Source organism: Micromonospora sp. NPDC005205 (assembly GCF_040608275.1).
In the GTDB taxonomy this organism is placed as follows: domain Bacteria; phylum Actinomycetota; class Actinomycetes; order Mycobacteriales; family Micromonosporaceae; genus Micromonospora.
On the sequence record NZ_JBEXHV010000005.1, the window covers coordinates 347,853 to 373,611 of the forward strand.

At 70.9% G+C, this 25,759-nt stretch carries 25 protein-coding genes; 16 read left to right on the top strand and 9 right to left on the bottom strand.

The genetic code is table 11. From position 1 onward, the window contains the following. Positions 1–84: 84 nt before the first annotated feature. The gene (locus ABZU43_RS13180) at positions 85–558 is read right to left on the bottom strand and encodes a MarR family winged helix-turn-helix transcriptional regulator (protein WP_355006745.1); all 474 of its coding nucleotides are present in this window, start codon (positions 556–558) and stop codon (positions 85–87) included. A gap of 137 nt (positions 559–695) precedes the next feature. Between ABZU43_RS13180 and ABZU43_RS13185 the strand changes: the two genes are divergently transcribed. Next, positions 696–1,256: an NAD(P)H-dependent oxidoreductase gene (locus ABZU43_RS13185; RefSeq protein WP_112589991.1), complete on the top strand. Its 561-nt coding sequence runs from the start codon at positions 696–698 to the stop codon at positions 1,254–1,256. A 140-nt stretch (positions 1,257–1,396) separates the two neighbouring features. After that, entirely contained in the window at positions 1,397–2,668 is a 1,272-nt protein-coding gene (locus tag ABZU43_RS13190) for an MFS transporter (RefSeq protein ID WP_355006746.1), read from the top strand. Between the two features lie 101 nt (positions 2,669–2,769). Here the strand turns inward: ABZU43_RS13190 and ABZU43_RS13195 are convergent, their stop codons facing one another. Then, entirely contained in the window at positions 2,770–3,255 is a 486-nt protein-coding gene (locus tag ABZU43_RS13195; protein ID WP_355006747.1) for a GNAT family N-acetyltransferase, read from the bottom strand. Positions 3,256–3,389: 134 nt separating this feature from the next. Between ABZU43_RS13195 and ABZU43_RS13200 the strand changes: the two genes are divergently transcribed. Then, positions 3,390–4,052: a fasciclin domain-containing protein gene (locus tag ABZU43_RS13200; RefSeq protein ID WP_355006748.1), complete on the top strand. Its 663-nt coding sequence runs from the start codon at positions 3,390–3,392 to the stop codon at positions 4,050–4,052. A gap of 52 nt (positions 4,053–4,104) precedes the next feature. Here ABZU43_RS13200 and ABZU43_RS13205 read toward each other — a convergent pair whose 3' ends face one another. Further along, entirely contained in the window at positions 4,105–5,124 is a 1,020-nt protein-coding gene (locus tag ABZU43_RS13205; RefSeq protein WP_355006749.1) for an aminoglycoside phosphotransferase family protein, read from the bottom strand. Then, positions 5,121–6,194: a LacI family DNA-binding transcriptional regulator gene (locus tag ABZU43_RS13210; protein ID WP_355006750.1), complete on the bottom strand. Its 1,074-nt coding sequence runs from the start codon at positions 6,192–6,194 to the stop codon at positions 5,121–5,123. The genes ABZU43_RS13205 and ABZU43_RS13210 overlap by 4 nt, the downstream gene beginning before the upstream one ends. Positions 6,195–6,287: 93 nt before the next feature. Between ABZU43_RS13210 and ABZU43_RS13215 the strand changes: the two genes are divergently transcribed. The 9 genes from ABZU43_RS13215 (at position 6,288) to ABZU43_RS13255 (ending at position 14,664) form a co-directional block, all read left to right on the top strand. Next, positions 6,288–6,632 (top strand): cupin domain-containing protein, encoded by a 345-nt coding sequence (locus ABZU43_RS13215; RefSeq protein ID WP_355006751.1) that lies wholly within the window; start codon positions 6,288–6,290, stop codon positions 6,630–6,632. After that, positions 6,625–7,341, top strand: coding sequence for a cupin domain-containing protein (locus ABZU43_RS13220; RefSeq protein ID WP_355006752.1), 717 nt, complete (start codon positions 6,625–6,627; stop codon positions 7,339–7,341). The genes ABZU43_RS13215 and ABZU43_RS13220 overlap by 8 nt, the downstream gene beginning before the upstream one ends. Positions 7,342–7,508: 167 nt before the next feature. Further along, entirely contained in the window at positions 7,509–8,480 is a 972-nt protein-coding gene (locus ABZU43_RS13225) for an ABC transporter permease (RefSeq protein WP_355006753.1), read from the top strand. 23 nt (positions 8,481–8,503) lie between these two features. Further along, positions 8,504–9,508 carry an ABC transporter substrate-binding protein gene (locus tag ABZU43_RS13230; protein WP_355006754.1) on the top strand — a complete coding sequence of 335 codons (1,005 nt, stop codon included), beginning with the start codon at positions 8,504–8,506 and terminating at the stop codon, positions 9,506–9,508. 4 nt (positions 9,509–9,512) lie between these two features. Next, positions 9,513–10,307 (top strand): ABC transporter ATP-binding protein, encoded by a 795-nt coding sequence (locus tag ABZU43_RS13235; RefSeq protein WP_355006755.1) that lies wholly within the window; start codon positions 9,513–9,515, stop codon positions 10,305–10,307. A gap of 38 nt (positions 10,308–10,345) precedes the next feature. After that, entirely contained in the window at positions 10,346–11,497 is a 1,152-nt protein-coding gene (locus ABZU43_RS13240; protein WP_355006756.1) for a Gfo/Idh/MocA family oxidoreductase, read from the top strand. Beyond that, positions 11,494–12,645 (top strand): dihydrodipicolinate synthase family protein, encoded by a 1,152-nt coding sequence (locus tag ABZU43_RS13245; RefSeq protein WP_355006757.1) that lies wholly within the window; start codon positions 11,494–11,496, stop codon positions 12,643–12,645. Before ABZU43_RS13240 ends, ABZU43_RS13245 begins: the two co-directional genes overlap by 4 nt. After that, positions 12,642–13,490 carry a sugar phosphate isomerase/epimerase family protein gene (locus tag ABZU43_RS13250; RefSeq protein ID WP_355006758.1) on the top strand — a complete coding sequence of 283 codons (849 nt, stop codon included), beginning with the start codon at positions 12,642–12,644 and terminating at the stop codon, positions 13,488–13,490. Before ABZU43_RS13245 ends, ABZU43_RS13250 begins: the two co-directional genes overlap by 4 nt. Then, complete coding sequence (locus tag ABZU43_RS13255) at positions 13,483–14,664, top strand: hypothetical protein (RefSeq protein WP_355006759.1); 1,182 nt, start codon at positions 13,483–13,485, stop codon at positions 14,662–14,664. The genes ABZU43_RS13250 and ABZU43_RS13255 overlap by 8 nt, the downstream gene beginning before the upstream one ends. Here ABZU43_RS13255 and ABZU43_RS13260 read toward each other — a convergent pair. Further along, complete coding sequence (locus ABZU43_RS13260) at positions 14,661–15,185, bottom strand: hypothetical protein (RefSeq protein WP_355006760.1); 525 nt, start codon at positions 15,183–15,185, stop codon at positions 14,661–14,663. The genes ABZU43_RS13255 and ABZU43_RS13260 overlap by 4 nt on opposite strands. Beyond that, positions 15,172–15,609, bottom strand: coding sequence for a MarR family winged helix-turn-helix transcriptional regulator (locus ABZU43_RS13265; protein ID WP_355006761.1), 438 nt, complete (start codon positions 15,607–15,609; stop codon positions 15,172–15,174). Before ABZU43_RS13265 ends, ABZU43_RS13260 begins: the two co-directional genes overlap by 14 nt. An 81-nt stretch (positions 15,610–15,690) precedes the next feature. Between ABZU43_RS13265 and ABZU43_RS13270 the strand changes: the two genes are divergently transcribed. After that, positions 15,691–16,776 carry a GNAT family N-acetyltransferase gene (locus ABZU43_RS13270; protein ID WP_355006762.1) on the top strand — a complete coding sequence of 362 codons (1,086 nt, stop codon included), beginning with the start codon at positions 15,691–15,693 and terminating at the stop codon, positions 16,774–16,776. Positions 16,777–16,858: 82 nt separating this feature from the next. Here the strand turns inward: ABZU43_RS13270 and ABZU43_RS13275 are convergent, their stop codons facing one another. Continuing rightward, complete coding sequence (locus ABZU43_RS13275) at positions 16,859–17,101, bottom strand: thiamine pyrophosphate-dependent enzyme (protein ID WP_355006789.1); 243 nt, start codon at positions 17,099–17,101, stop codon at positions 16,859–16,861. Here ABZU43_RS13275 and ABZU43_RS13280 point away from each other — a divergent pair. Together ABZU43_RS13280 and ABZU43_RS13285 are read left to right on the top strand one after the other, a co-directional pair. Then, positions 17,062–17,355 (top strand): hypothetical protein, encoded by a 294-nt coding sequence (locus tag ABZU43_RS13280; protein ID WP_355006763.1) that lies wholly within the window; start codon positions 17,062–17,064, stop codon positions 17,353–17,355. The two genes, ABZU43_RS13275 and ABZU43_RS13280, sit on opposite strands and share 40 nt — an antisense overlap. 243 nt (positions 17,356–17,598) lie before the next feature. After that, positions 17,599–20,670 (top strand): S8 family serine peptidase, encoded by a 3,072-nt coding sequence (locus ABZU43_RS13285; RefSeq protein WP_355006764.1) that lies wholly within the window; start codon positions 17,599–17,601, stop codon positions 20,668–20,670. 56 nt (positions 20,671–20,726) lie between these two features. On the opposite strand, the gene ABZU43_RS13290 is transcribed toward ABZU43_RS13285, so the two are convergent. Further along, on the bottom strand, positions 20,727–21,371 hold the full coding sequence (locus ABZU43_RS13290; protein WP_355006765.1) for an alpha/beta hydrolase: 645 nt from the start codon (positions 21,369–21,371) through the stop codon (positions 20,727–20,729). A 197-nt stretch (positions 21,372–21,568) separates the two neighbouring features. On the opposite strand from ABZU43_RS13290, the gene ABZU43_RS13295 reads away from it, so the two are divergent. After that, complete coding sequence (locus ABZU43_RS13295) at positions 21,569–22,024, top strand: nuclear transport factor 2 family protein (RefSeq protein WP_355006766.1); 456 nt, start codon at positions 21,569–21,571, stop codon at positions 22,022–22,024. 105 nt (positions 22,025–22,129) lie between these two features. Here ABZU43_RS13295 and ABZU43_RS13300 read toward each other — a convergent pair whose 3' ends face one another. Beyond that, positions 22,130–25,594, bottom strand: coding sequence for a ThuA domain-containing protein (locus ABZU43_RS13300; protein WP_355006767.1), 3,465 nt, complete (start codon positions 25,592–25,594; stop codon positions 22,130–22,132). Between the last annotated feature and the right edge of the window lie 165 nt (positions 25,595–25,759).

The window sequence follows — 25,759 nt, forward strand, 5'->3', positions numbered from 1 at the left end:
CGGGTTGCTGGCGTGGGCGCTGGTGGCCGAGGGCCGGCTGCTCGGCTGAGGCCGGATGGGCGACCGGCCGGGCCGGCGGTTGCCTCAGTCGGTCGGCTCTGCCGTGCCGGCCTGCTGGAACGCGCGGGCCAGCTCGGCGAGGTCGAAGCCCTCGAAGTGCTGGAGGAACCGGCGGCGTACGGCGGCCAGGTGACTGGGCCAGGCTTCCTCCAGGCGGGCGTAGCCCGCGTCGGTGAGGACGGCGTTCCAGCCGCGCGCGTCCTCCTCGCAGCGTTCCCGCCGGACCAGGCCCTGCGTCTCCAGCCGGATGATCGTGCGGGTCATGCCGCTGAGGGAGAGGTAGCAGAGTGCGGCGAGTTCGTTCATGCGCATCCGCCGCTCGGGTGTCTCGGAGAGGTTCATCAGCGCGGTGTACTCGGTGAGCGGCAGCTGACGGTCACCGACCATGTCCGCGTCGATGGCGCGGGGCAGGACGTGCATCACCTGACCCAGGGCGCGGACCAGGGATTCCTCGTCAGGGGTGAGGGGTTGCGGAGTTGCTGCGGAGGGGTTGGACATCCTCCTATCATACTTGCTTGACTCAGCAAGTGCTCACCCTCCGTGTGACTACGCCCATACGTCAAGTATTTGCTTGACCAATCAAGCAGCGATAGCGTTTCCCGTCGTCAGGCAAGAACCTCTGAAAGGCGCCACACATGACCAGGATCGGGATCATCCTCGGAAGCACCCGCCCGGGGCGTAACGGCGAGGCCGTCGCCCGCTGGGTGCTCGAGATCGCCAAGCAGCGCTCCGACGCGGAGTACGAGCTGATCGACCTGCTGGACTACCAGCTGCCGCACCTCGACGAGGCGTACCCGCCCTCGATGGGCCAGTACACCCAGCCGCACACCAAGCGGTGGGCCGAGACGATCGCGTCGTTCGACGGGTTCATCATCGTCACCCCCGAGTACAACCACTCGACCTCGGGTGCCCTGAAGAACGCGATCGACTTCCTCTACGCCGAGTGGAACAACAAGGCCGTCGGCTTCGTCAGCTACGGCTCGGTCGGCGGAACGCGCGCCGTGGAGCACCTTCGTCTGATCTCCGGTGAGCTCCAGATGGCCGACGTGCGTTCACAGGTCGCGTTGTCGCTCTTCACCGATTTCGAGAACTTCAGCGTCTTCAAGCCCAACCAGTTCCACCAGGACTCGCTGACCGCCACGCTCGACCAGGTGGTCGCCTGGAGCACGGCGCTCGCTCCGCTGCGCAAGGGCTGAGCACTTCGCACCTTTCGGAAACGGCCGTGGGGGATCCCACGGCCGTTTCCGGTCGTTGCGGCCGTCTAGGGAGACGGTGGCAGCAATGTGACGCCCGCCACGGACGACGCCGGGCGGGCGTGTTCACTACCCTTGGCGCGATGAGTCGATCCGCCGCCGCTGGTCGGGCTCCGCTCTGGCGGGACCGGACCTTCAGCACGTACTGGGTCGCTCAGTCGCTCTCGGCGGCCGGCGACTCGTTCGCCTACCTGGCGGTGCCGCTGCTGGTGCTCCAGGCGACCGGGTCGGTGGCGCGGATGGGTCTGCTGACCGCCGTCGCGGGCGCGGCGTCCGTCGTCGCCGGGATCTTCGGTGGGGTGCTGGTCGACCGGTACGACCGCCGCACCCTCATGATCGTGGCGGATCTGACCCGACTGGTGCTCTACGCGCTGGTGCCGCTGGCGTGGCTCGTCGGTCCGCAGGTCTGGCTGCTCTTCGTCGTGCTGCCGATCTGCGAGGCGGCCGGCATGCTGTTCCAGGTCGCCGCGGTGACAGCGGTCCGCAACCTCGTCGACTCGGACCGGATCACCGAGGCCAACGGCCGGTTGCAGGCGACGTACGCGGCGGCGGCCGTCCTCGGGCCGCTGCTCGCCGGTGTGGTGGCTGCCCGCTTCGGCCCGGCCACCGCCATCGCCGTCAACGCGGCGAGCTTCGCGCTCTCGGCAGCCGGCCTGTGGCTGATCCGACTGCGCCCCGTCCAGGTGGACGAGGGGGTGGCCCGGCAACGCCCGCTGGTCGAGTTCCTGGCCGGGGCGCGGTTCCTGTGGCATCAGCCCGTGCTGCGCGCGCTGACCGTCCTGTTGTCGGTCTTCATCTTCCTCACCTACGGTTTCGTCGACGTGTTGATCTACCACGTCACGCACGACCTCGGCGGTTCCGAGGGCACCGTCGGCACGGTGCTCGGCCTGGCGGCGCTGGGCACTGTCGCCGGGGCGCTGCTGGTGGCGCCGCTACGCCGACGTCGAGGCTTCGGTGCCACCTGGATCGGCGCGCACGCGATCTGCGGTTTCGCGGTGGCGGGGGTCGGCATCGCCACCACAGTGCCGGCGGTCACCACGTTGACCGCGGTGTACCTGTGCTGCCTCAGCGTCGGCGGGATCTGTTCGATGTCCCTGCGGCAGGAGATCACCCCTGATCACCTGCTGGGTCGGGTGACGTCGGCGTTCTGGAGCACGCACTACGCCCTCGGTCCGGCCGGGGCTGTCGTGCTGACCTGGGCCGCCGGCCGGTACGGGGCTCCGGCGGTCACGCTCGTGGCGGGCGCGGGGTGCCTGCTGGTCGCTGTCGGCGGCCTCTTCACCCCGATCCGCCGTGCCGGCGCGGAGCCGGCCGCCGGGCAGCCCGGACTGCGCCCGGCCCCGGCCGGCGGCTGAGCCCTCCCGGTCGATCATGGACTTATGGTGGGCGGGTTGTAAGCGCCTGCCCCTTTTGCACGCCCACAAGTCCATGATCGGCGCGGGCGGAGCGGGCGCGGTCAGAACTCCTGGTACATCACGTGCAGGCCGACCCGGCCCAGTGTGGGGTGACGGAACGCGCCCGGCACGGTGCCGACCACCTCGAAGCCCTCCCGCCGATACAACCGCACCGCCGAACCGTTGCTCTCCACCACCGCGTTGAACTGCATGCCGGCGTACCCCTGCTGACGGGCCCAGGTGAGGGCGTCGCGGCACAGCGCGGTGCCGACGCCCCGGCCCCGCGCGTCGGCGGCGACCATGAAGCTGGCGGTGGACACGTGAGCGCCCGGCCCGGGCCGGTTGGCGCCCATCTTCGCGGTGCCGAGCACCCGCTCGCCGTCGACCGCCACGACGGTCCGCGCCGGCGCCGCCTCGACCCACATGCCGTACGACTGCTCGGCGGTCATCGCCGGGTCGTAGGGGAACGTCTCCTGTGCCCGGATGACCTCCTCGATGATCGGCCACACCTGCGACCAGTCCCGGTCGACGAACTCCCGAATCAGCACCGGGGGAGGTTAGGCCCTGGCCGGAGCCCCGGACAATCCGTTTATCCGCAGGTGCATCCACGCGGCCTACCCGGTGCGAAGCATGGGTCGTGACGAGACGTCACGGATCCGTCGCTTCGACGAAAGGCCCGCTGATGAAGATCGCACGACTCGCCGCCAGGATGGCGGTGGGCGCCATGGCCACCGCGCTGGCCACCACGGCCATCGCTGTGCCGGCCGCTCAGGCGACCGGCAAGGCCAAGCCGCTCGGCACGAAGTCACTCGCCGCGGTGCTCACGAAGGACACCAGCGGTTTCGACCGCAACTCGCGGGACTTCGACGTGCTGACGGCGGCCGTGCTGGCCGTGCTGGAGGCCAAGCCGAACTCTCCGGTCAAGGTGCTCACCGACGGCACCGTGGCGCTGACCGCGTTCATCCCCACCGACGCGGCCTTCCAGCAGTTGGTCCGCGAGATCACGCAGGCCCAGAAGTTGCCGAGTGAGAGCGCTGCCTTCACCGCCGTGGCCGGGCTGGGCATCGACACCGTCGAGTCGGTGTTGCTCTACCACGTTGTCCCGGGCGCCACCATCGATCGCAAGACGGCGGTCCGGGCCGACGGCACGGACCTGACCACCGCGCTCGGCTCGACCGTCGAGGTCGACGTGCGCACCTACCTGTACTTCTTCCGCCAGGTGCGGCTGGTAGACGCCGACACCGACGACCGTGACGCCCGGGTCGTCTCCTACGACGTCAACAAGGGCAACCGGCAGATCGCACACGCCGTGGACCGGGTGCTGCGCCCGATCGACCTGCCCTGACCGCGGGCGGGTGGCGTCCGGCCATGCGCCGGACGCCACCCGCGCCGGGATGTCAGCCCGAGGCGAGCGCGGCCAGCTCCTCGTCGAGCAGGGCCGCCAGCCGGGCGGACCGGACGGGATGGCTGTGCGCGGTCATCCCGCGGCTGGGCATCTCCACTGTCATCAGCAGGTACAGGTGCAACCGGTAGAGACCGAGCCGGCGGCGCGCCGAAGCGTCCAGCACCAACGGTTCGGGCGCGCCGGCCTGGTAACCGCGCATCAGGGGATGCTCCGGCTCGTCCTCCACGCGTCGGAAGAGCAGCGGCGAGACCAGGTCCAGCAGCGGGTCGCCGTAGAGGAAACGCTCGCCGTCCACCAGGCCGCGCAGCCGCAACCGGCCGTCCGCGTCGGGTGCCGCCAGCACGTTGCCGTCCCAGCAGTCGAAGTGCAGCAGCGCCGGTCGGCGTACCTCGTCGAGCACGTCGGCATGCCGCCCCACCAGCGCGTGCAGCTGCTCCGGGGTCACCGGCAGTCGGACGTCCCAGTCGGCCGCGTCGGCCAGGAGCGCGTCGAGCATCGCCGTGAACGCCGCCCGCCAGGTCGGCCCGCCGGCCCGGTCGTCGTCGTACCCGAACCGCTCACCGGTCACCCCGTGCAACGCGGCGAGGGCCACCCCGAGGTCGTGGCGCGCCGGGCCGTCGTCGACAACGACACCGGCCTCGGCCAGGCCGGACAGCGACCGGCCGGGAAGCATCGTGGTGACCAACCACTCGCCGTACGCCGGGTCGGCGCCGCGCCAGAGCACCGGGGGGACGGGCACCTGCGGCGCCCGTTGCGCGACGAGTCGAAAGTATCGCTCCTCGGCAGCGCAGAGCCCACGCTCGTAGCGCAGCAGCGGGGTTCCGGCCGGCGGAGCCAGCTTCACCACCACCCGACGCTCGTCGCCGAGCAGCGCCCACCAGACCGTCGCGAACCCGCCGCCGGCCAGCGGACCAGCGTCGCGGACCCGGGTGTGTGGGCCGAACGACGCAGCGATCAGGTACGCCACGTCGGCGCGCGTGAGGGGCCGCTGGGTCGGGCTGACACCGGTCACGACGTGCTGTCACCTCGCCGTGTGCGTGGCGCGGAACCTGCGGTGGCGCGGGTGGACCGGGGGACGGGACCGGCGGTGTCACGGCGGACCAACTCGGCGGGGAGCACCTCGACCCGGGGCGTCGGGGCTCCGACGCCGAGCACCAGGGACATCGCCCGCACACCCATGTCGACAAGGGGCAGTCGCACTGTGGTCAGTGCCGGGGTCACGTCCCGGGCGATCGGCATGTCGTCGAAACCCAGCACCGAGATCTGCTGTGGCACCGCCATCCCACGCGCGCGCAGGGTCGCGAGCGCGCCGATGGCCATCGAGTCGTTGAGCGCCACGATGGCGGTCAGCTCCGGGTCGGCGTCGAGCAGTCGGGCGGTGGCCTCGGCGCCACCGTCGCGGTCGAACTCCGCGTACCGGATGCGCCGTTCGGGCAGCTCGCGGCCCTGCTCGGTGAGGGCCTGCCGGAGGCCGGCGAGCCGGTCGGTGGTGGTGGTCAGGATGCGCGGGCCGGCGACCACGCCGATCGCTCGGTGCCCCAACCCGCACAGCTCCCGCCCGGCGAGGTAGCCGCCGGTCCGGTTGTCCGGCATCACCGCGTCGCCGGAGTGCTCGTGCCGGCCGATCACCGCCACCCGCCCGCCGGTGGCCTCGTACGCGGCGAGCTTCTCGTTGAGCTGCCGGGTGAACGCCTCGTCGTGGTAGCCCGAGCCGGCCAGGATCAGCGCCGCCACCTGGTGGCCGCGCAGCAGCTCCACGTACTCCAACTCGCGGTCCGGGTCCCGGTAACTGTTGCAGATCATCAGCAGCCGGCCCTGGTCGGTGGCGACCCGTTGCAGCCCTCGCGTGATCTCCGCGAAGTACGGGTCGGAGACGTCGTGCACGATCACGCCGACAGCGCTGCGGTGCGAGCGGGCCAGCAGTTGGGCGTGCGCGTTCGGCACGTACTGCAACTCGGCGACGGCGGCGAGCACCCGTTCCCGCAGCTCGTCGGTGACCGGCTTGCTGCTGCCGTTGATGACGCGGGAGGCGGTGGCGGGTGAGACGCCCGCTCGACGGGCCACATCGGACAGGGTCGCCATGGCCCGCCCCCTCGATCTGTTGACGGCGTTTCGTCGTGCCGGCTAGCGTCACCGTACCGCAGAGAAAGCCCTTTCCCGCAGGGAGGCCCGGCCGTGTCCGATCGCTTCGCGGTACTTCAACTCGACGAACTTACCGCCCGTCGCTGCTCGTGTGGGACCACCCGCCGGGGCTTCATCGCCGAGAGCGAGGGCCAGGCCAGCGTGCATCTGCTCCAGGTGCAGGACGCGGTGACCCACCACCACCGGGTCGCCACCGAGTACTACGTCGTGCTCGCCGGTGAGGGCGAGATCGAGCTGGACGGCGTCCGTCACCCCGCTCGGCCGATGTCCGCGTTCCTGATCAAGCCGGGCTGCCGGCACCGGGCCATCGGCGACCTCACCGTGCTGCTGGTGTCACTGCCGGCCGCTGACGACACTGACGAGTACTTCGATGCGTGATCGGCCGGCGCCACTGCCCGGCGGGGTCGGGGTGTCCCGGCTGCGCGTCTACGACACGGTGGCCCCGGACGGCCTGGTCGGCGGCACCCCGCACGTGCACCTGTGCTGCACCGAGGGGTACGTGGTGACCGACGGCGAGGGCATGGTGCAGACCCTGACCACAGCCGGCTATCGGGAGACGCCGCTGCGGCCGGGGGTGGTGGTCTGGTTCGAGCCGGGCACCGTGCACCGCCTCGTCAACACCGGCGGGCTGAGCATCGTGGTCCTGATGCAGAACAGCGGCCTGCCCGAGGCGGGCGACGCGGTGCTGACCTTCCCACCCGAGGTGCTGGCCGATCCGGCCGCGTACGCCGTGGCGGCGGCGTTGCCCGACGGGGGAGCGCCGGGCGCGGACGTGCGCGTCGCGTACCGCCGCCGGGATCTGGCGGTGACCGGCTTCCAGGCGCTGCGGTCCGGTGGTCCGGCGGCGTTGGCAGCGTTCCACGCCGCCGCGACAGCCCTGCGACAGCCGTTGCTGACGCGGTGGCGGCAGCGGTGGGAGGCCGGCGCGGGCCGCGCCGCCGCCGACACCGCCGCTCAGCTCGACGCCCTGGAGCGGGGGGACCCGGGACACCTGGGCGACGCCGGGGTGTACGTGGTGGACGCGCCGGTCGAGCGGGGCCGGTTGGGCATGTGCGGCCTACTGGACACCTACCCGGCGGCCGGTTGACCGTCCCATCAGGACGGCTGCCGGGGGCTGCCAGGCATCGGCGGAAACAGATCGAGGAAAGGCCTTGCCCGGCGTGAGGGGGCCGCCTACGCTCCAGGAAAGCGTTTGCCTGATCCGCCGACCGGCCCGTTCCGTGGGCGTCGTGCCGGGCCCCGAGGAGGTTCCGCGTGACCGAGAACTCTTTGGACACGGCGGGTCGGCAGGCCACCGCCGACCCGGCCGGCGGTGCGCGAGCTGCCGCTGCCGGGCCCGGCAGTACCGATGCACCGCAGGCTCATGACGGCGCGTTGTCGTCCACTATGGTGAAAACGCCACCCGGCGGCGGCCGACCGCCGCGTCCCACGCTCGCTCGCCGGGCGGTGACCTTCGCCGACTCGCTCTGGCGCCCGGCGCTGGTGCTCGCCGTCTTCGTCGCCGCCTGGTGGTTCGTGGCGGCCCGCGAGTACGTCCCGAACTACCTGGTGCCCACCCCTGGCCAGGTCTGGGAGACGATGACGACCCAGTGGTCCGAGCTGGCCCGGCACACAGTGGTCACCCTCTACGAGACAGTGCTCGGCTTCGTGCTCGCCGCCGCGTTGGGTCTGGTCACCGCTGTCGCCATCGCCTACTCCCGCACCCTGGACAAGGCGCTCTACCCGATAGTCCTGTTCGCACAGGTCATCCCGAAGATCGCCATCGCGCCGCTGCTGGTGGTCTGGTTCGGCCTCGGCCTCACTCCGAAGATCATTCTGGCGGTGCTCATCGCGTTCTTCCCCGTGGTCATCTCCGGCGTGGCCGGGCTGCGCTCCACCGACCCGGAGCTGCTCGACCTCGCCGCCACGATGGGCGCCGGGCCGTGGCGCACCTTCCGCAAGATCCGCTTCCCGAACGCGTTGCCGCACCTGATGGCCGGCCTGAAGGTGGCCGTCACCCTCGCCGTGGTCGGTGCCGTGGTCGGTGAGTTCGTCGGCGCCAGCGAAGGGCTCGGCTACGTCCTGTTGCTGGCAAACGGCAACCTCGACGCCCCACTGCTGTTCGCCGACCTGATCCTGATGTCCGCCATCGGCATCGTCCTGTTCGTCCTGGTCGAGATCGCCGAGGCACTGCTCATTCCGTGGCACGCCAGCCGCCGGGCCGGCGTGTCCCTCACCACCTCCTGACCGACCCCATCACGGAGGCACCGATGAAACGCACCGCCACCACCATCCTGGCCACCGCCGCCCTGCTGTTCGCCGCCACCGGCTGCGGTGGGGACGACCCCGTCGGCAAGACCGGCGCGGACGGCAAGAAGCAGGTCACCCTCACCCTCAACTGGGTGCCCTACGGCGAGCACGCGCCCTTCTACTACGGACTGCAGAAGGGTTACTACTCCGCCGAGGGCATCGACCTGAAGATCCTGCCCGGCAACGGCTCGGGCAACACCGTCAAGCAGGTCGCCCAGAAGCAGACCGACTTCGGGTGGGCCGACAGCCCGGTGCTGCTGAAGTCGGTGGCCAGCGGCATGCCGGTGCGCAGCCTCGGGGCGTACCTGGAGAAGGGACCCTCCTCGGTGGAGTTCTTCACCGAGGAGAACATCAAGACCCCGGCCGACCTCAAGGGCAAGACCGTCGGCGGCACCCCCGGCGACGCCCTCTACGCGACCTTCCCGGCCTGGCTGGAGAAGAACGGCCTCAAGAAGGACGACGTCAAGGTGGTCAACGTCGACGCCGCCGGCAAGATCGCCGCCCTCGCCGAGGGCAAGGTCGACGCCATCATGGGCTTCTTCCACGACCAGGCGCCCACGATCGAGAGCAAGACCGGCAAGAAGGTCGACGTGCTGCTCTTCGCCGACTACGGGATGAACCTGCTCGGCACCGGCCTGATCGCCAACACCCAGACCCTGCAGAAAGACCCCGAGCTGGTCCGCAAGTTCGTCAAGGCCACCCAGAAGTCCTGGGCCGACGCCGCCCGGGACCCAGCCGGCGCGGTGAGCGCGATGACGGCCCTGGCCGAGAACGAGCCGGCGCCCGAGGTGCTCACCAAGCAGCTCACCCTCAACATGCCGCTGATCGGCGCGGACGGCCCGCCCGGGGTGAACACCGAGGCCCAGTGGAGCGAGACCATCGACCTGATGTCCCGCTACGCCGAGCTGAAGGACCCCGGAGCGCCCAACGCGTACTGGGACTCCTCGTACGCGGCGCAGGGGTGACCCGGTGACCGCCGCGCCGGTAGCCACCGGCACCGCCATCGGGATGTCCGGGCTGACCGTCCGGTTCACCACCCGACGGACGCAGACCACCGCGTTGGACGACGTGTCGCTGGACATCGAGCCGGGCGAGTTCGTCACGATCGTCGGCCCGTCCGGCTGCGGCAAGTCCACCCTCCTCAAGATCGTCGCGGGGTTGGTCAAGCCCACCAGCGGCGACGTGTCCCTGCTGGAGCGACCGGTGCGCGGCCCGCAGAAGGAGATCGGCTTCGTCTTCCAGAAGGCCGCGTTGCTGGAGTGGCGCGGCGCCCGAGCCAACATCCTGCTCCAGGCCGAGATGCGCGGCATGGACCGGGCGCAGGCGGCCCGCCGAGCTGACGAGCTGATCGAGATGACCGGCCTCACCGGTTTCGAGAAGGCGTTGCCACACGAGCTGTCCGGCGGCATGCAGCAGCGCGTGGCGCTCTGCCGCGCGCTGCTGCACTCCCCGCCGGTGCTGCTCATGGACGAACCGTTCGGCGCCCTGGACGCGCTGACCCGGGAGCAGATGAACGCCGAACTGCACCGGATCTGGCGCGAGACCGGGACCACTGTGGTGCTGGTCACCCACTCCATCGCCGAGGCGGTCTTCCTCGGCACCCGGGTCGTGGTGATGAGTCCCCGGCCCGGCCGGATCATCCGCACCTTCCCGGTCGAGCTGCCGGCGCACCGCGACTACGCGCAGGTGATGTCGGATCCCCGCTTCGACCGGCTCGCCACCGACCTGCGTGGGTTGCTCGGCAGCGCGGCCGCCAACCACTGAGCGCGGATCGGCACGACCAGCACGACGGAAGGAACACCATGACCCGCAGGTCGATCGGCATCATCGTCAACGGCGTGACCGGAAGGATGGGCTACCGGCAGCACCTCGTCCGGTCGCTGCTGGCCATCCGCGAATCCGGTGGTGTGGCGTTGGCCGACGGCACCACCATCTGGCCGGAACCGGTCCTGGTCGGGCGCAACGAGACGAAGCTCCGGGAGCTCGCCGAGCGGCACGGGCTGACCCACTGGACCACCGACCTGACCTCGGCGCTGGCCCGCGACGACGTCGAGATCTACTTCGACGCGCAGGTCACCCAGCAACGGGAGAAGGCGATCCGGCAGGCCATCGAGGCCGGCAAGCACATCTACACGGAGAAGCCCCTCGCCGAGGACACCGCGGCGGCCCTCGACCTGGCCCGGGCGGCCGACGCGGCCGGCGTCCGCACCGGTGTCGTGCAGGACAAGCTCTTCCTGCCCGGTCTGCGCAAGCTCAAGCGCCTCATCGACGGCGGCTTCTTCGGCCGTATCCTCTCGGTGCGCGGCGAGTTCGGGTACTGGGTGTTCGAGGGCGACTGGCAGCCCGCTCAGCGGCCGTCGTGGAACTACCGGACCGAGGACGGCGGCGGCATCGTGGTCGACATGTTCCCGCACTGGCACTACGTGCTGGAGGAGCTGTTCGGCCGGGTCACCGCCGTCTCCTGCGTGACCGCCACCCACGTGCCCGAACGGGTCGACGAGGCCGGTCACCCGTACGCGGCCACCGCCGACGACGCCGCGTACGGCATCTTCGAACTCGACAGCGGGGTGATCGCGCAGATCAACTCCTCCTGGGCCGTGCGGGTGTACCGCGACGAGCTGGTGGAGTTCCAGGTCGACGGCACCGAGGGCAGCGCGATCGCCGGCCTGCGCAACTGCCGGGTGCAGCACCGGGCCCTCACCCCGAAGCCGGTGTGGAACCCGGACCTGCCGGCCACCGAGGACTTCCGCGCCCAGTGGGCCGAGGTGCCCGACAACGAGGAGTTCGACAACGGTTTCAAGGTGCAGTGGGAGGCGTACCTTCGGCACGTGGTGGCCGGCGAGCCGTTCCGGTGGGACTTCCTGGCTGGCGCGCGCGGCGTGCAGCTCGCCGAGCTGGGGCTGCGCTCGGCCCGCGAGGGCGTGCGTGTCGAGGTGCCGGAGCTGCGCTCATGACCGCCGAGGTGGTGTTGCCCGGTGGACGGCGGTACCGGCTGACCGGGGGTGGCGGCTTCGCCCGGCCGGACGCACCGGCGACCAGCCGGATCGCGTACGCCGCCGCGCACGTGGTCGCCGACCCGGGCGCGGAGAACGTGCCGGGTGCCCCGGCGGCGGTGGACTGGGACACCACCCTCGCCTTCCGGCGGCATCTCTGGTCGTACGGGCTCGGGGTCGCCGAGGCGATGGACACCGCCCAGCGGGGAATGGGGCTGGACTATCCGGCGACCCGGGAACTGATCCGGCGCAGCGCCGCCGAGGCCCGCGCGGTCAGCGGTCGGATCGTCGCCGGGGTCAACACCGACCAGTTGCCCGCCGGCCCGGCCACAGTGGCGGCGGTCACCGCCGCGTACGCCGAGCAGCTCGACGACGTCCGCGCCGCCGGCGCCCGACCGGTGCTGATGTGCAGTCGGCACCTGGCCGCCGCCGCACGCGGCCCGGAGGACTACCTGCGGGTGTACGACGAGCTGCTCAGCGCCGCCGACGAACCGGTGGTGCTGCACTGGCTGGGTCCGATGTTCGACCCGGCGTTGACCGGCTACTGGGGTGCGGTCGACCTGGACCTGGCCGCCGACACGGTGATCGAGCTGATCAAATCGCACCAGTCCGCGGTGGACGGCGTCAAGGTGTCCCTCCTGGACGCCGACCGGGAGGTCGCGTTGCGCCGCCGCCTGCCGGCCGGGGTGCGCCTCTACACCGGTGACGACTTCCACTACCCGGAGCTGATCCGGGGTGACGAGGTGGGTCACTCCGACGCGCTGCTCGGGGTGTTCGCGGCCATCGCGCCGGCCGCCGCCGCCGCGTTGGCCGCCCTGGACCGGGGGGACCTGACGGCGTACGACGAGATCTTCGGGCCCACAGTGCCCCTGGCCCGGCACCTGTTCGCGGCGCCGACCTGGCACTACAAGACGGGGATCGTGTTCCTGGCCTGGCTGGCCGGGCACCAGGACCATTTCACGATGGTCGGTGGCGCGCAGTCCGGCCGGTCCCCGGCGCACCTGGCCACCCTGCTCACCCTGGCCGACGCGGCCGGGCTGCTGCCCGACGCCGACCTGGCCGCCGCCCGCGCCCGAGCGTTTCTCACCGTGGCGGGAGTGGCCCAGTGAGCGCCGGGTTCGCGGGTGCGGCAGGGCCGTGGGGTGGCGACGAGGCGCTGCGGCGGTTCTCGTTCAACCAGGCGACCGCCCAGCGCTGGCCGTTGCCCGAGGTGGTGGCCGGGTGCGTGGCGGCCGGTGTGCCGGGCATCGGCCTGTGGCGGGAGCCGGTGGCCGAGTACGGGTTGGCCCGATCGGCGAAACTGGTCCGCGACGCCGGCCTCGCCGTCACGTCGCTGTGCCGGGGCGGGTTCTTCTCCGCCGACGACTGGCGCGCGGAGAACCTGCGGGCCATTGAAGAGGCCGCCGCCCTGGGCGCCCCGGAGCTGGTGCTGGTCTCCGGTGGGCTGCCGGTCGGCAGCCGGGACGTCGACGGCGCCCGGCGTCGGGTCGCTGACGCGATCGGCGAGCTGGCACCGCACGCCGAGGCGGCCGGGGTACGGCTGGCCATCGAGCCGCTGCACCCGATGTTCGCCGCCGACCGGTGCGTGATCGCCACCCTCGGCCAGGCGTTGGACATCGCCGAGCGGTTCGACCCGGCGGTGGTCGGCGTGGTGGTCGACGCGTACCACGTCTGGTGGGACGACACGGTGTACGCGCAGATCGCGCGGGCGGGCGAGTGGATCGCCGCGTTCCAGGTGTGCGACTGGGTGACCCCGCTGCCGGAGGGGGTGCTGCTCGGCCGGGCGTTGCCCGGCGACGGCTGCATTGAGCTGCGTCGGCTTCGCGAGGCGGTGGACGCGGCCGGCTACGTCGGCCCGATCGAGGTGGAGGTCTTCTCCGCCGAGGTGTGGGCACGTCCGGGCGCGGAGGTGCTCGACGCCGCGATCGCCGGCTACCTGCGCCACGTTGCCTGACAGCCCCGAACGGCGGTGGCCGGCGGCGGTCGGCGCGTGGCTGGGCATCGGCACCGCACCCGCCACGCTGGTCCTCGGCGCGGCGATGGCCGCCCGACACGGTGGCGCGGTGCCGGTGGCCGGGCTGCTGGTCGGCGGGGCGCTGATAGCGGCCCTGCTCTGGGGGCAGGGCCTGATCGGGCTGCGCCGGCCGCTCGGCGACGGCGGGACGCTGACCGCGGTGCTGCCCGCGTACCTGGGGGACACCTCGCGGCTGCTGCTGGCGGCGGTGCTGGCCGTGTCGATGGTCGGGTGGAACGGGTTCAACGTCGGGCTCGGCGGGGCCTCGCTGGCCGCGCTGACCCACCTGCCCGGTTGGGCCGGGCCAGCGCTGCTGGAGGTGGTTGTCCTCGCCGTCTCCTGGGCGCCGGCCCGGCTCGGTAACCGGGTCGCTGTGGTCACCACGCTCAGCGCGGTGGTTCTGGTCGGCTGGTGCCTGACGGTGCTTCCACCACCCGGTGCGCCGGTCCGCCTCGCCGGCGGCGGGCTCGCCGACGCCGCCGCGCTGATCGGGTACGCGGCCGTGTTCGCGCTGCGCGCACCGGACTTCAGCGTGGGCCTTTCCCGAAGGCGGGACCTGGCCTGGTGCGTGGCGCTGCTGGTCGGGCCGGCCCTGCTCGGGGTGCTGGCCGGGGCCGGCCTGTGGCTGCGGACCGGCTCGGCCGACGTGGTCGCGCTGCTCGCCGACGGCTCGGGGCTGGCCGCGTACGCGAATCTGTTCGTCGCGGTGGCGGTCTTCGCGGCGGCGCTGACCACCACGTACTCCGGTTCCCTGGCGTTGCGTGGCCTGGCACCCCGCGTGCCGGCGCGGGCGGCGATGCTGCTCGTCGCGGTGCTCGGCGGGATGCTGGCGGTGGCGCGGTTCGACCGTCTGGTGCTGCCCTGGCTGACCCTGCTGGCCGCCGCGTTGCCGGTGCTGGTCGTGCCGATGGCAGTGGAAGCCGCGGCCCGTCGTCGCGGTCGTGTCCCGCGTACCGTGCCCGCCTGGTGCTGGATGCCGCCGGCGTTGCTCGCGGTGGCCTGCACGCTCGCCGGGGTGGATGTCGCCCCACTGCTCGGGCTGGCCCTGGCCGCGGCGTGCACGGTGCTCTGGCGCCGCCGAGGTGGCGCGGACCAGTCGGTTGGTGGCGCTTAGCGGGTGGCGTGCGAACCGTGGTCGCTGACCTGGGCGTCGAACCAGTGGTGCAGGGCATCGCGAAGCGCCGCGTCGTCCGTGGCGTAGGTGGCGCGCGCGCCGTCGGGAACGGCTTCGTACGTGATGGTGATCCGTCCGCCGTGTGCCCGAAGCGTTGCCAGGCCCGGCATGTCGGTGCCGTGGATGCGGGCGGGGTCGCTGAAGTCACCGCGCCGGAACCGCTCGACCTCGGCGCTCAGGTGCTGTTGGACCAGGGTGACCTGGGTGGTGTCCTGGGGGTCGTCGGCGACCACGGTCTGCACGCCGCCGGTGTCGGTCGTCGTGAAGCGGTGCGTGGTGCGTTCCAGGTCGAACGGCATGACCGAAGCGCCTCGTTCGGCGACGTCGGCCTGCCGTTCGGAGGTGGTCGTTGTCGGTGTCGACGGCGCGGAGTCGTCGGCGCAACCGCCGATCAGCGCGGCGGCGGCGATGGCCGCCAGGAGGAGAGCCCGATGAGGGCGAGGGCGGTCAGAACGGTTCACCGGTGGCCTCCGCGAGGGTCTGGAGCGCGCGCACCACTGCCGCGCGCTGGTCGTCGGGCACGCGATCGAGCAGGGCGGTGAGCCGGGCCCGACGGGCGTCGGCCTGTCGGGCGGCGGCCGTGGCGCCCGCGGGGGTCAGCAGAAGCAGAACGCCACGACCGTCACCCTCGGCGGCCTCTCGGTGCACCCAGCCCCGGTTTGCCAGGTTGGTGACCAGGCGGCTGACGCTGCTCTTCTCCAGACGCAATCGGCGAGCCAACTCCACCTGCCGGATCTGCCCCTCCCGAGCGATCTCCACCATGGCGTGCGCCTCCGAGACCGGCAGGGGCTGCCCGCAGGGTGTCCGGTCGGGCTGATGGAGGCCGAAGTTGCGGACGAAACGCATCAGTGCTTCCTGCGCCGCGTCGAGCTCACCAGCCTGCATGGTTCGACGGTACAACCAGATGGTTCGGCCGTGCAACCATTGTGGAGAGAGACCGCATCGGAACCCCTTGGGAGACACGGCATGACACCGGAGAACGACCGATACGTTGTTCGGTCCGGCCGAGCCAGCGACGCTGTCGAACTGGCCCGCCTGCACGCCTCGGTTCAGCTTCAGGCGGTGACCGGCGGCCGGCCGCACCCAGGCATCGCCGCCTGGGTGGAAGACCTGCTGGACGGTCACCCCTCCGTCGTGCCCGACGACTTCCTGGTTGCCGAGTACGCCCTGGCGAACGACGGCGCTCCGACGGTGCCCGCCAGACTGCTGCCGGCCATTGCGCCGGACCGCTCTGACGGCCTCGCGGTCCGGACGGCCACCGTCGCCGACGCGGACGCGCTCGCCCGCATCGACCGACGGCTCGCTGGCGGGGACGTCCTGCTCTGCCCGAGGGACGCCGCGGTGTGGCGGTACGAGATCGCCGGTCGCCGTCCGGCGGATCTCGCCCGGCGGGAGGTCACGGTGTTGGTCCAGGGCGTCGATGTGACCGGCTACCTGGTGCACGGTTCCCGGCTCTCCGCAGCCGGCGAGCTGAACGTGTTCGCGGCCGCGACCGGTCGATCGGCCGACTGGCCGCAGGCCGCCGTCGCCATGTACACACACCTCGCCCAGGTAGGACGGCGGTACGAGGCGTCGGCACCGGGGCCGTTCACGGCGGTCCGCCCCATCCTCGGCCCCGAGCACCCACTGGTCCGGCTCGGCCCGGCCGGCGTGCCGAGGCGGCCCAGAGGCTGGTACGTCCGCAGCAGTGACCCGGCCGACCTGGTTGCCCGACTGCGGCCGCTGTTGCAGGCCCGCTGGCAGGCAGCCGACCTGCAATGGCGTGAGCCGACGATGACCATCGACATGTACGGCCGCGCCGCCCGGCTCGAATTCACCGACGGCAGACTGAGTGGGGTGACCGTTTTGCGCGGCGCCATCAGCCCGTCCACCGAACCCGGAACCCACGCCGCCATCCCGCCGGGCGCTCTACTGCAGTTGGCCCTCGGACACCGCACCCTGCCGGAGGTGCTCGATGCCTGGCCGGACTGCCTCCTCCGGGATCGCCGCACTGAGGACTTCCTGACCACGGCCTTTCCCCGGGTGCCGGTCCAGGTCTGGCCTCGCAACTGACCAGTGCTCGGCAGTCGTTGGACGCCTTGCCGGATCGCCGTCCGGACTCCGCCTCGGCTCGACCGCCCTTATGAAACAGGCCTTAGGCGGCGGGCGGGAGGGTGGCGTCGATGAGGTGCGGGCCCGGCTGGTTCAGCGCTGCGGAGAACTGCTCCGCGAGTTCCTCGGCGGTGCTGGCGAGGGTGGCGGGCATCCCGAACGCGTTCGCCAGTCCCACGAAGTCGATCTGAGGGTTGGTCAGGTCGAACAGTGGATTGTCGTCGGGGCAGCGGCGACCTGCGACCGATGATGAACCTCGCGGGCGACACCAGGCACTGCGTCGAATACCTGATGGGCAACCACACCACGGCCGAGCGGATGTTCCGGTACGACCCGACGGTCATGCTGTACGCGCCCCTGCCCACGTTGATCAGCGACCGACCCGACGGCGGAGCGCGGTTCGTCATCGAGCAACCCAGTCACGCGTTCGGCTCGTTGGGAGTGGACGCGATCCACGAGGTGGGCCTGGAACTCGACCGTGAAGTCGCCGCCCTCCTGGCGTACCTCAAGGTGCCCGTGCCGGCGGGCCAGTCCGACTAGGGCAGCGATTCGCGGTACACAAACGTTGCTCGGACTGGCCCTGAGCGGTGTACGCCCTGCTCCCGCGGCGTCCGGAAAACATGATCTAGGCGCGGTCGGCAGAACGTGATCTTATACGCACCGGCGATCCGTAACACCGCGCAAACCATCGATTAACCATCGGCGGCTTAGGTGGGGGAGCGCTCCCATGAGCGGGTCGCGATCGATGAACAGCTCCACAAGGGAGCAACCGAAAGGAGCCTCGTGGCTACAGGCACGAGCGGAAACAGGCTGCGAAGACTGGCGATACCTACGCTGGTCGTCGCCCTGATCACCGGTACCACCGGTGTCGCGGGAACGGCGTTGGCGGCACCCTCGGGGTCGCCGGGTAACGGCAGTGGCGTCGGCTACTTCACCGCCGGGTCCGACACGTCGGTCACCCTGACCGACGGGGCCGACCGCCGACCCGGCGGCAACCGTGTGGCCACGCCGAAGGCAGCCGTCGACGAGACCGGCCCGGGCAGGTACGTCGTCGAGTTGGCCGAGGACCCGTTGACCACGTACACCGGTGGGGTGTCCGGTCTGGCGCGGACCCGCCCGGCGGCGGGCAGCCGGCTGGACGTGACGTCGACGCCGTCGCAGGCGTACCGCCGGCACCTCGACACGCAGCGCGGCGCCGTCGCCGCCGCGGCCGGGGTCACTGTCAACGCCGTCTACACCACCGCGTTCAACGGGTTTTCGGCGAAGCTGACCACCCGGCAGGTGAGCACGTTGCGGGCGGACAAGCGCGTCCGCGCCGTCACCGCCTCGCGGGCCCTCGGCACCCCCTCCGCGCCGCCCACCGCGAGCACGGCGACCGCCGACAACCCGACGCCCGCCACCCCCGGGGGCGCGGACCAGTCGGCGCCGACGGACCGTTCCGGCCGGCCGGCCAAGCCCGGCCCCGGCACCGGCGCGGGCATGGTGATCGGCGTCCTGGACACCGGCATCTGGCCGGAGAGCGCGTCGTTCGCCAAGACGATGCCGGCTCCCGCGAACTGGCGCGGCACCTGCCAGACCGGTGTGGCCTTCGTGGCCGCGCACTGCAACGGCAAGATCGTCGGTGCCCGGTACTTCGCCGACTCGTGGCTCGCTGGCGGCGGCTCGGTGCCCGAGGGCGAGTTCCTGTCCCCCCGCGACGCGTCCGGGCACGGCACCCACACCGCCTCCACCGCGGCCGGTCTGCCCATCGCGAACGTCACGATCGACGGTCGCCGCTACGGCCCCGTCTCCGGGGTGGCGCCGGATGCCCAGATCGCCGTCTACAAGGTGCTCTGGGGTGGCATGGGCTACGACGCCGACATCATCGCCGGAATCGACGCGGCCGTCGCCGACGGCGTACAGGTGCTGAACTTCTCGATCGGTTCCGACCTCGGCGACTGGGAGGCCAACACTCCCATCGGCGTGGCGTTCCTCAACGCCTCGCTGGCCGGGGTCTTCGTCGCGGCGTCGGCCGGCAACACCGGCATCGTCAGTGGAGCCATCAGCAACGCCGCGCCCTGGGTGACCACTGTCGGCGCGGCGGTGACCAAGCTCGACGAGGCCACCGCCAAGCTGGGCGACGGCACCAAGCTGGTCGGCGGCTCGCTGGACGCCCTGCCCGGCGGAGGCGCACGGCCGCTGGTCTTCGGCGACCAGGCCGGCTCGCCGGATCTGGGCGCGGTCTACTGCGAGCCCGGAAGCCTGGACCCCGCCAAGATCAAGGGCAAGGTCGTCGCCTGCGCGCTGTCCGACATGTTCGGCTCCGCCGCCGAGATCAAGGCCAAGGGCGGGGCGGCGATGGTGGTGTTCGACCCGGTCGGCAACTACCGGATCAACTCCATCTTCAACTTCCCGGTGGTCTACCTGCCGACCGAGAAGCAGGCCGGCACGCTGTTCAACTACCTGATGCGCCACCCCACCGACGCGACAGTGTCGCTGCGCACCGGCGGCGACGGCTCCAGCGTCCCCGGCATCCCGAGCGTGGCCGACTTCTCCTCCACCGGCCCGGACAAGGTGACCCTCGGCGTCTTCAAGCCGGACCTGGTCGCGCCCGGATCGAACATCATCGCCGCGGTCTCACCGGCCGGCAACTTCGGGCGACAGTACGACGCGTACTCCGGCACCTCGATGGCCTCGCCGTACGTGGCCGGGGCGGCGGCGATCCTGCGCGCCACGCACCCGGACTGGTCACCCGGCGCGGTCGCCTCCGCGCTGCGCACCACCGCCACCGACACCGTCGGCACCAGCAGCCCCCTGGAGCAGGGCAGCGGCTTCATCAACCTGCCCCGGGCCACCGACCCGGGACTGGTCATCGAGCCCACTGCGGCCGAGCTGATCGAGTTCAGCGAGACGACCGAACCCGACGGGAAGGCACTCAACCTGCCGGCCATCTCGTTGCGTGAGTACGACGGGACCCGCCCGGTGAGCGTCACCCGCACCCTGACCAATGTGGGCAAGGCGCGGGAGACCTACCGTTCGTCGGTGTCCGGTCTGCCCGGCATGAAGGTCACCGTGTCGCCGGCATCGGTGACCCTGGCCCCGGGTAAGTCCGCGGCGGTCACCATCACGCTGCGTCGAGGCAGCGCGCCGTGGGACCGGTACGTGACCGGGTCGATCACCTGGCAGGGTAAGGCCCACAGCGCCCGGATTCCGGTCGCCGCCCGTCCGTGGGGCATCGCGGCCCGGCCGTACGCGGACGACGGCGAAGAGTTCGCCCGGATGGCCAACGGCGCCTTCGGCATGGTCCAGCCGGGCTTCACCGGCCCGCTCGTCGGTCGCAGCACCGGTTACACGCCGACGCGGCGCACGTCGTACTCGATGCCGGCCGGCGTCTACGGGGGCGTGTTCGACCCGAGTGCCACCGGTGTGAAGAAGGTCGACTTCACGGTGCCGGCGAACACCGCCGGCATTGTCGTCGAGGCCAACACCGCCGATCCGAACACGAACCTCGATCTCTACCTGTACAAGGGCGACACCCTCGTCTACAGCAGTGACAGGTACTGGACCAGCGCTGAGCAGGCGTACAAGTTCCTGCCCGAGCCGGGGCGCTACACCGCGTACGTGTTCGCACAGTACCCCGGTGCTCCGGTCGTCGACTTCGACCTGAGTCACGCCATCATCGGCCGAAACGCCACGTATTCGGGTGCCACCCTCACGCTGCCCTCCACCTCGGAGCGCGGTCAGGGCTTCAACTTCACGTTGAAGCCGAACAAGCCGCTGGCCGAGGGTGACTTCTGGGCGTACACCGAGTACAGCACCAACGGCACTGTGGTCCCCGGCAACCTCGTCTACACCCAACAGAGTTCCTGGCAGTAACCGTCAAACAGGCGTGGGGCGGTGCCGACGTGCACCGCCCCACCGTCGTCACGCCTTCAGGTCAGCGGGTACGCGGTCAGGCGGTCGGCGAGTTGCTTCGGGTGGCTGAGCGGAACGCAGTGGCAGCCGTCAATCTCGTCCGGAACGACGCCGAGTCGGTCGGCGGCAACCCGGCGCTGGAAGTCCGCCGGGAAGAACCGGTCCTCGCGTGCGAGGAGCACCGTCGTCGGCACGTCTGGCCAGGCGTCCAGGGGCCACGGCTCGTCGCCCTCCGCGCTGACCTGGCCCCGGCTGTGTGATTCTGCCTCCGCGATGATCTCGGCCGGGACACCGTTGAAGAACTGCTCCTCCTCAGTGAGCCCTTCGTCGCTGCGGTAACCGGTGTTTGCCCACCAGTCACCGGGCCTCTCGCCAGGTCTGGGGACCATCGGTGTGAGCAGGACGAGCAGCCGTACCGGCAGCTTGTCGGCAATGAGCGGCGCGGTGAACGCACCGTACGAGTGCCCGACGACCACGAGGTCACTCCGGTCGCCGATCGCGTCGACGACAGTCCGGCAGAACTCGGCGAACCCTGCGGATGTGTCCTCGATCGGCAGTTCCGGAACCACCACGTCGTGGCCCCGGCTGGTCAGCTCGGGGACAAGGAGATGCCAGTCCCAGGCGCTGCCCCCACCACCGTGGATCAGAACGAAAGTCGCCATGCCTCGTAGCCTCACACACAGGTACGACACGTGCCTCCGTCGGTGCCGATGCAGTGGATACGGGGCGAGGAAAGCGCTTCGGGACAGTCAGATCGAGGCTGAGGTCAGTAGGGTGCCGTCGTTGGGGTACCAGCCGCCCCGGAGGTAGGTCTCGGCGTGGCCCAGGTGACAGCTACCGATTGCGAAGGAAGCCCGGCATGAGTAGCCCACGTGAAACGTTCCTCCGACTGGTGAACGGTGTCTGCGACGGTCCGTACGACGATCTGGCCGACCTGTACGCCGAACAGACCCATGTGACGCATCCGTTCCACCCGCTCAACCCGCCGCCGCTGCGGAGCCGCAACGAGCTGCACGAGCACTTCACCTCGCCGCCTCCGGTCGCCCGGACGCTGGTCCGTAAGCCAGTCGACGTGACAGTTCACGAGACTGTGGACCCGGAGGTGATTGTCGCCGAGTTCGCCTATCAGGGGCAGGTGGCCGAGACGGGTGAGGCGTTCACGGTGCCCTGCGTCTTCGTGATGCGTATCCGCGACGGGCTCATCATCGAGTCCAGGGATTACATCGACCCGATCGCCAGCGCGCGGGCCTGGGGTCAAATCGACAGTCTTCTGACCGCACTGCGTCCGCAAGAAACACCTCCATCGAGGGCGTAGCCGGCGATCAGCCCTGGAATCGGCCGGCCGATGACCGGCACGGCGAGCGAGGCCTGCTTGGTGGCGCCGGCGGGCGGGACGCTCCCGCCCGCCGGCGACCGGGGGTCAGCTGACCGTGATGGTCAGGTTGAGCGAGCGGGTCTCCCCGCTGGTGTAGGTGACCGTCACCCGGGCGGTGAAGGTCCCCTTGCGGGGGTAGCTGTGCGCCGTCGACCGTAGTGTCGCTCCGTGCGTGATGGCGCTGTTGTCGCCGAAGTCCCACGCGTAGTCGGTGATGCTCTGCCCGGACGGCGCCGTCGCCGTGGCGGTGAGCGTGGTGGTCAGCGGCGCGGCGCCGCCGGTCGGGCTGGCGCCCAGCGACAGAGTCCCGCCCGGTTCCTGTTTGACCCCGGCGCCGTTGAACCGCAGCCAGTCCAGGGCCATCAGGTCCGGTGTGCCACCGACCTGGGCGGCGTTGACGAACTTCGCGTACAGGGTGGTCGTGCCGGTGGGCTTGTTGGTCAGCGTGACGGTGGGGGAGACCAGGTTGTCCCACCCGCCGGTGGAGCCGATGGTGGCCGCGCCGATCAGCGTGCCGGTGGGCGAGCCGGTGCGCAGTTCGATGGTGCCGCCGAGCCCGCCGTTGGTCACCCCGAGCGTCACCGAGCCGACGTTGCGCAGGTCCGCCGGCCCGAACGCCACCCAGTCGTTGTGGTCGACCTCGCCGAGCCGCTTGCCGGCGCGGGCGGTGGCCCGGTCGTTGACAGTGACGCCGGACTGGGCGCTGAAGTGCTCGGCCTCCTTGCTCTTGGGCTGCAACTGCACGCGGGTCGAGCCGGTCAGGGCCGGTACGCCGCCGGCCGCGCCGCCGTCGGTGTATTGCGCGGTGATCAAGGTGTAGAGGTTCTGCCCCGGCCCGTGGCCGTCACCGGCGTCCGCCTCGGTGGCGAGCAGCCCGGAGCAGCCGGTGTAGACGTCCAGCGGGTGGGCGTGCGAGTCGTGGCCGAGCTGCGTCTGCACCGTCACCTTGGCGCAGTCGATGGTGGTCTCCTCCGGGTCGGTGACCGTCACCGTGTACGGGATCTTGTCACCGAAGTCGAAGAACCCGCCGTCGGGCACGGTGATGGTCACCGTCGGCCGGGTGTTGCCGACCACCACGTCGGTGACCGCGGTGGCGGTCAACCCGTTGCCGCTGTTGCGCACTGTCAGCCGGGCGGTGTGTTTTCCGGCCGTCGAGTAGGTGTGGCTCGGGTTGGCGGCGGTGGAGTCGGTGCTGCCGTCGTTGGTGAAGTCCCAGGCGTAGCTGAGCGCCGACCCGTCACCGGCGGACGTGCCGGCGGAGGAGAAGGTCACGGCGAGCGGCGTACGTCCGCTGTCCGGGCTGGCGGCGATCTTCGCGGTCGGTGGCCGCCCGTTGGCGACGTAGTCGATCCGGTAGATGCCCGCGCCGGCGTTGCTGCCGCCGCGACCGCTGCCGGTGCCCTCGCCGAAGTCGATGACGTAGAGCGAACCGTCCGGGCCGAACTCCGCCTCGAAGGGCTGGATCCAGCTCATGTTGTCGAAGATCCCGTTGATGGACTGGAGGTCACCAACGGCAGTCGGGCCGAAGCGCGCGTTGCTGAAGGTCTGCGCCGTCTTGTGGATCGACAGCGTCTTGAACCACCTGCGGGTCAGCTCATAGGTGATCCACTTGCCCTCGAAGTACTCGGGGAACTTCGTGGTGCGGGTGTTGGTCGGGTCGTAGTCGTAGACCGGGCCGCTCATCGGCCCGCCACCACCGGTGCCCAGCTCCGGGAACTGGGTCGAGGCGGAGTACGCGTACCAGACCAGCGCGGACTTCGCCGCCGGCAGGGTGGTCAGGCCGGTGTTGTTGGGTGAGTTGTTCACCGGCGCGGCGCAGTTGAACTTCGCCCCCGAGGTGTTGGTGGCGAAGTTGTAGTCGTTGAACGGGATGTTGTTGCCCACGCAGTACGGCCAACCGAAGTTGCCGGCGCTGGTGATCCGGTTGAACTCGACAGTCCCCTCCGGGCCGCGGTTGGGGTCGGCGGCGCGGGCGTCCGGACCGTAGTCGGCCACCAGCACCGCGTTGGTCTGCGGCTCGACGGTGATCCGGAACGGGTTGCGCATGCCCATCGCGTAGATCTCCGGCCGGGTCCTCGCGGTGCCGGCCGGGAAGAGGTTGCCGCTGGGCACTGTGTACGTACCGTCGGACTGTGGGGTGATCCGCAGGATCTTGCCGCGTAGGTCGTTGGTGTTGCCGGCGGTGCCCTGGGCGTCCCAGGCGGCGCGGCCGGAGCGTTCGTCGACCGGGGTGTAGCCGCTGGAGGCGAAGGGGTCGGTGTTGTCACCGATCGCCGCGTAGAGCCGTCCGGCCGTGTCCATTGCCAGCGACCCGCCCATGTGCGAGTTGGCCCGGCCCTCTCCCCGATAGGTGGGGACGGTCAGCAGACGTTTCTCCGAGGAGAGAGCGACGCTGTTGTTGGCGACCGTGAACCGGGACAGGTTGAGCTGTTTGAGGGTCTTGTCCGACCAGAGCAGGTAGATCCAGCCGTTGCTGGCGAAGTTGCGGTCCAGGGTCATCCCGAGCAGCCCGTCGGACTGGTCGGTCATCGCCGAGGTGTACGCGAAGTCCAGCAGCGTGGTGACCTGCAGGGTGTCGGAGTTGACCACCTTCAGCGCGCCGGTGCGTTGGATGTAGTAGACCTTCCGGTCCGGGCCGACGGCCAGCTCGAACGGGTCGGCCAGGTTCTCGGTGACCAGCCCCACCCGTTCGAAGTTGCTGGTCTTGGTGGCCGAGCAGTCACCGGCGACCGCGCCGGCCGCCCACTCGATGCCGTAGCGCAGGTGCTCCAGGAAGGTCGCGCTGCTGAACTGCGAGCTGGCGTGCCCACCGGCGGTGAACCAGGACCGGCCGCCGTCGTAGGGCTGACACCAGGAGTACGCGTGGTCGACGCCCTCGTCCAGGCCGTTGATCCCGTCGCGCACCTTGATCTGGGCGAGGGTGTGCACGTTGCCGGTCGGGTTGGTCCGCCAGTTGTACCACTCCTCGCTCTGCTCCCAGAGCTCCGGCAGGTTGCGCGTGGAGGGGTGCGCCCGGTCGAGCACCTTGACCCGGCCGGGGAAGGTGCCGCCGGTGGACGAGAAGTCGGGGTGGTAGTCGAAGATCGTGCCGACCAGGCCCTCGTACCACTGCCAGTCGCGTTCGCTGGCGGAGGCGGCGTGCAGGCCGGCCCAACCACCACCGTTGCGGATGAACGTCTGCAACGCGGCCCGTTGGCTGGCGTTGAGCAGGTCGCCCGAGGTCGGGAGGCTGTTGGTGTTGTTGAACACGAGAGCGTCGAAGGTGGCGAGGTTGGCATCGGTGAAGGCCGCCGCGTCGGTGGTGGCGACGACCTCGAAGTTGTGAGCGGCGCCGAGCTGTTGGATCGCGGCGATGCCGGCCGGGATCGAGTCGTGGTAGAAGTTCGTGATCTTGGAGAAGACCAGCACCCGGAAGCGCGGGGCGGCCTCGGCGGGCAGAGCGGTGGTGGTGCTCACCACTGTGGTGATGGCGAGCAGGATCAGGCAGAACGCACGGAGGTGTCGGGGCATGGGGGCGCTCCCTGTCGGACGGTGAGGGGTCGGAAAGCGCTTTCTCGCTGCCCGCATCACGGTACTGACAGCCAGTGACGACCGTCAATAGCCCTCTGGTAAGCGGTTTCCCGCCCCTGCGGCGTCCGCGCACCGGGGGCCCCCGCAGGCCCATGGGTACGGCTT

Coding starts and splice junctions, on each gene's coding strand:
- ABZU43_RS13180 (WP_355006745.1), bottom strand. CDS start 558: ATGTCCAACCCCTCCGCAGCAACTCCGCAACCCCTCACCCCTGACGAG.
- ABZU43_RS13185 (WP_112589991.1), top strand. CDS start 696: ATGACCAGGATCGGGATCATCCTCGGAAGCACCCGCCCGGGGCGTAAC.
- ABZU43_RS13190 (WP_355006746.1), top strand. CDS start 1,397: ATGAGTCGATCCGCCGCCGCTGGTCGGGCTCCGCTCTGGCGGGACCGG.
- ABZU43_RS13200 (WP_355006748.1), top strand. CDS start 3,390: ATGAAGATCGCACGACTCGCCGCCAGGATGGCGGTGGGCGCCATGGCC.
- ABZU43_RS13210 (WP_355006750.1), bottom strand. CDS start 6,194: ATGGCGACCCTGTCCGATGTGGCCCGTCGAGCGGGCGTCTCACCCGCC.
- ABZU43_RS13220 (WP_355006752.1), top strand. CDS start 6,625: ATGCGTGATCGGCCGGCGCCACTGCCCGGCGGGGTCGGGGTGTCCCGG.
- ABZU43_RS13230 (WP_355006754.1), top strand. CDS start 8,504: ATGAAACGCACCGCCACCACCATCCTGGCCACCGCCGCCCTGCTGTTC.
- ABZU43_RS13240 (WP_355006756.1), top strand. CDS start 10,346: ATGACCCGCAGGTCGATCGGCATCATCGTCAACGGCGTGACCGGAAGG.
- ABZU43_RS13245 (WP_355006757.1), top strand. CDS start 11,494: ATGACCGCCGAGGTGGTGTTGCCCGGTGGACGGCGGTACCGGCTGACC.
- ABZU43_RS13265 (WP_355006761.1), bottom strand. CDS start 15,609: ATGCAGGCTGGTGAGCTCGACGCGGCGCAGGAAGCACTGATGCGTTTC.
- ABZU43_RS13270 (WP_355006762.1), top strand. CDS start 15,691: ATGACACCGGAGAACGACCGATACGTTGTTCGGTCCGGCCGAGCCAGC.
- ABZU43_RS13280 (WP_355006763.1), top strand. CDS start 17,062: ATGATGAACCTCGCGGGCGACACCAGGCACTGCGTCGAATACCTGATG.
- ABZU43_RS13290 (WP_355006765.1), bottom strand. CDS start 21,371: ATGGCGACTTTCGTTCTGATCCACGGTGGTGGGGGCAGCGCCTGGGAC.
- ABZU43_RS13295 (WP_355006766.1), top strand. CDS start 21,569: ATGAGTAGCCCACGTGAAACGTTCCTCCGACTGGTGAACGGTGTCTGC.
- ABZU43_RS13300 (WP_355006767.1), bottom strand. CDS start 25,594: ATGCCCCGACACCTCCGTGCGTTCTGCCTGATCCTGCTCGCCATCACC.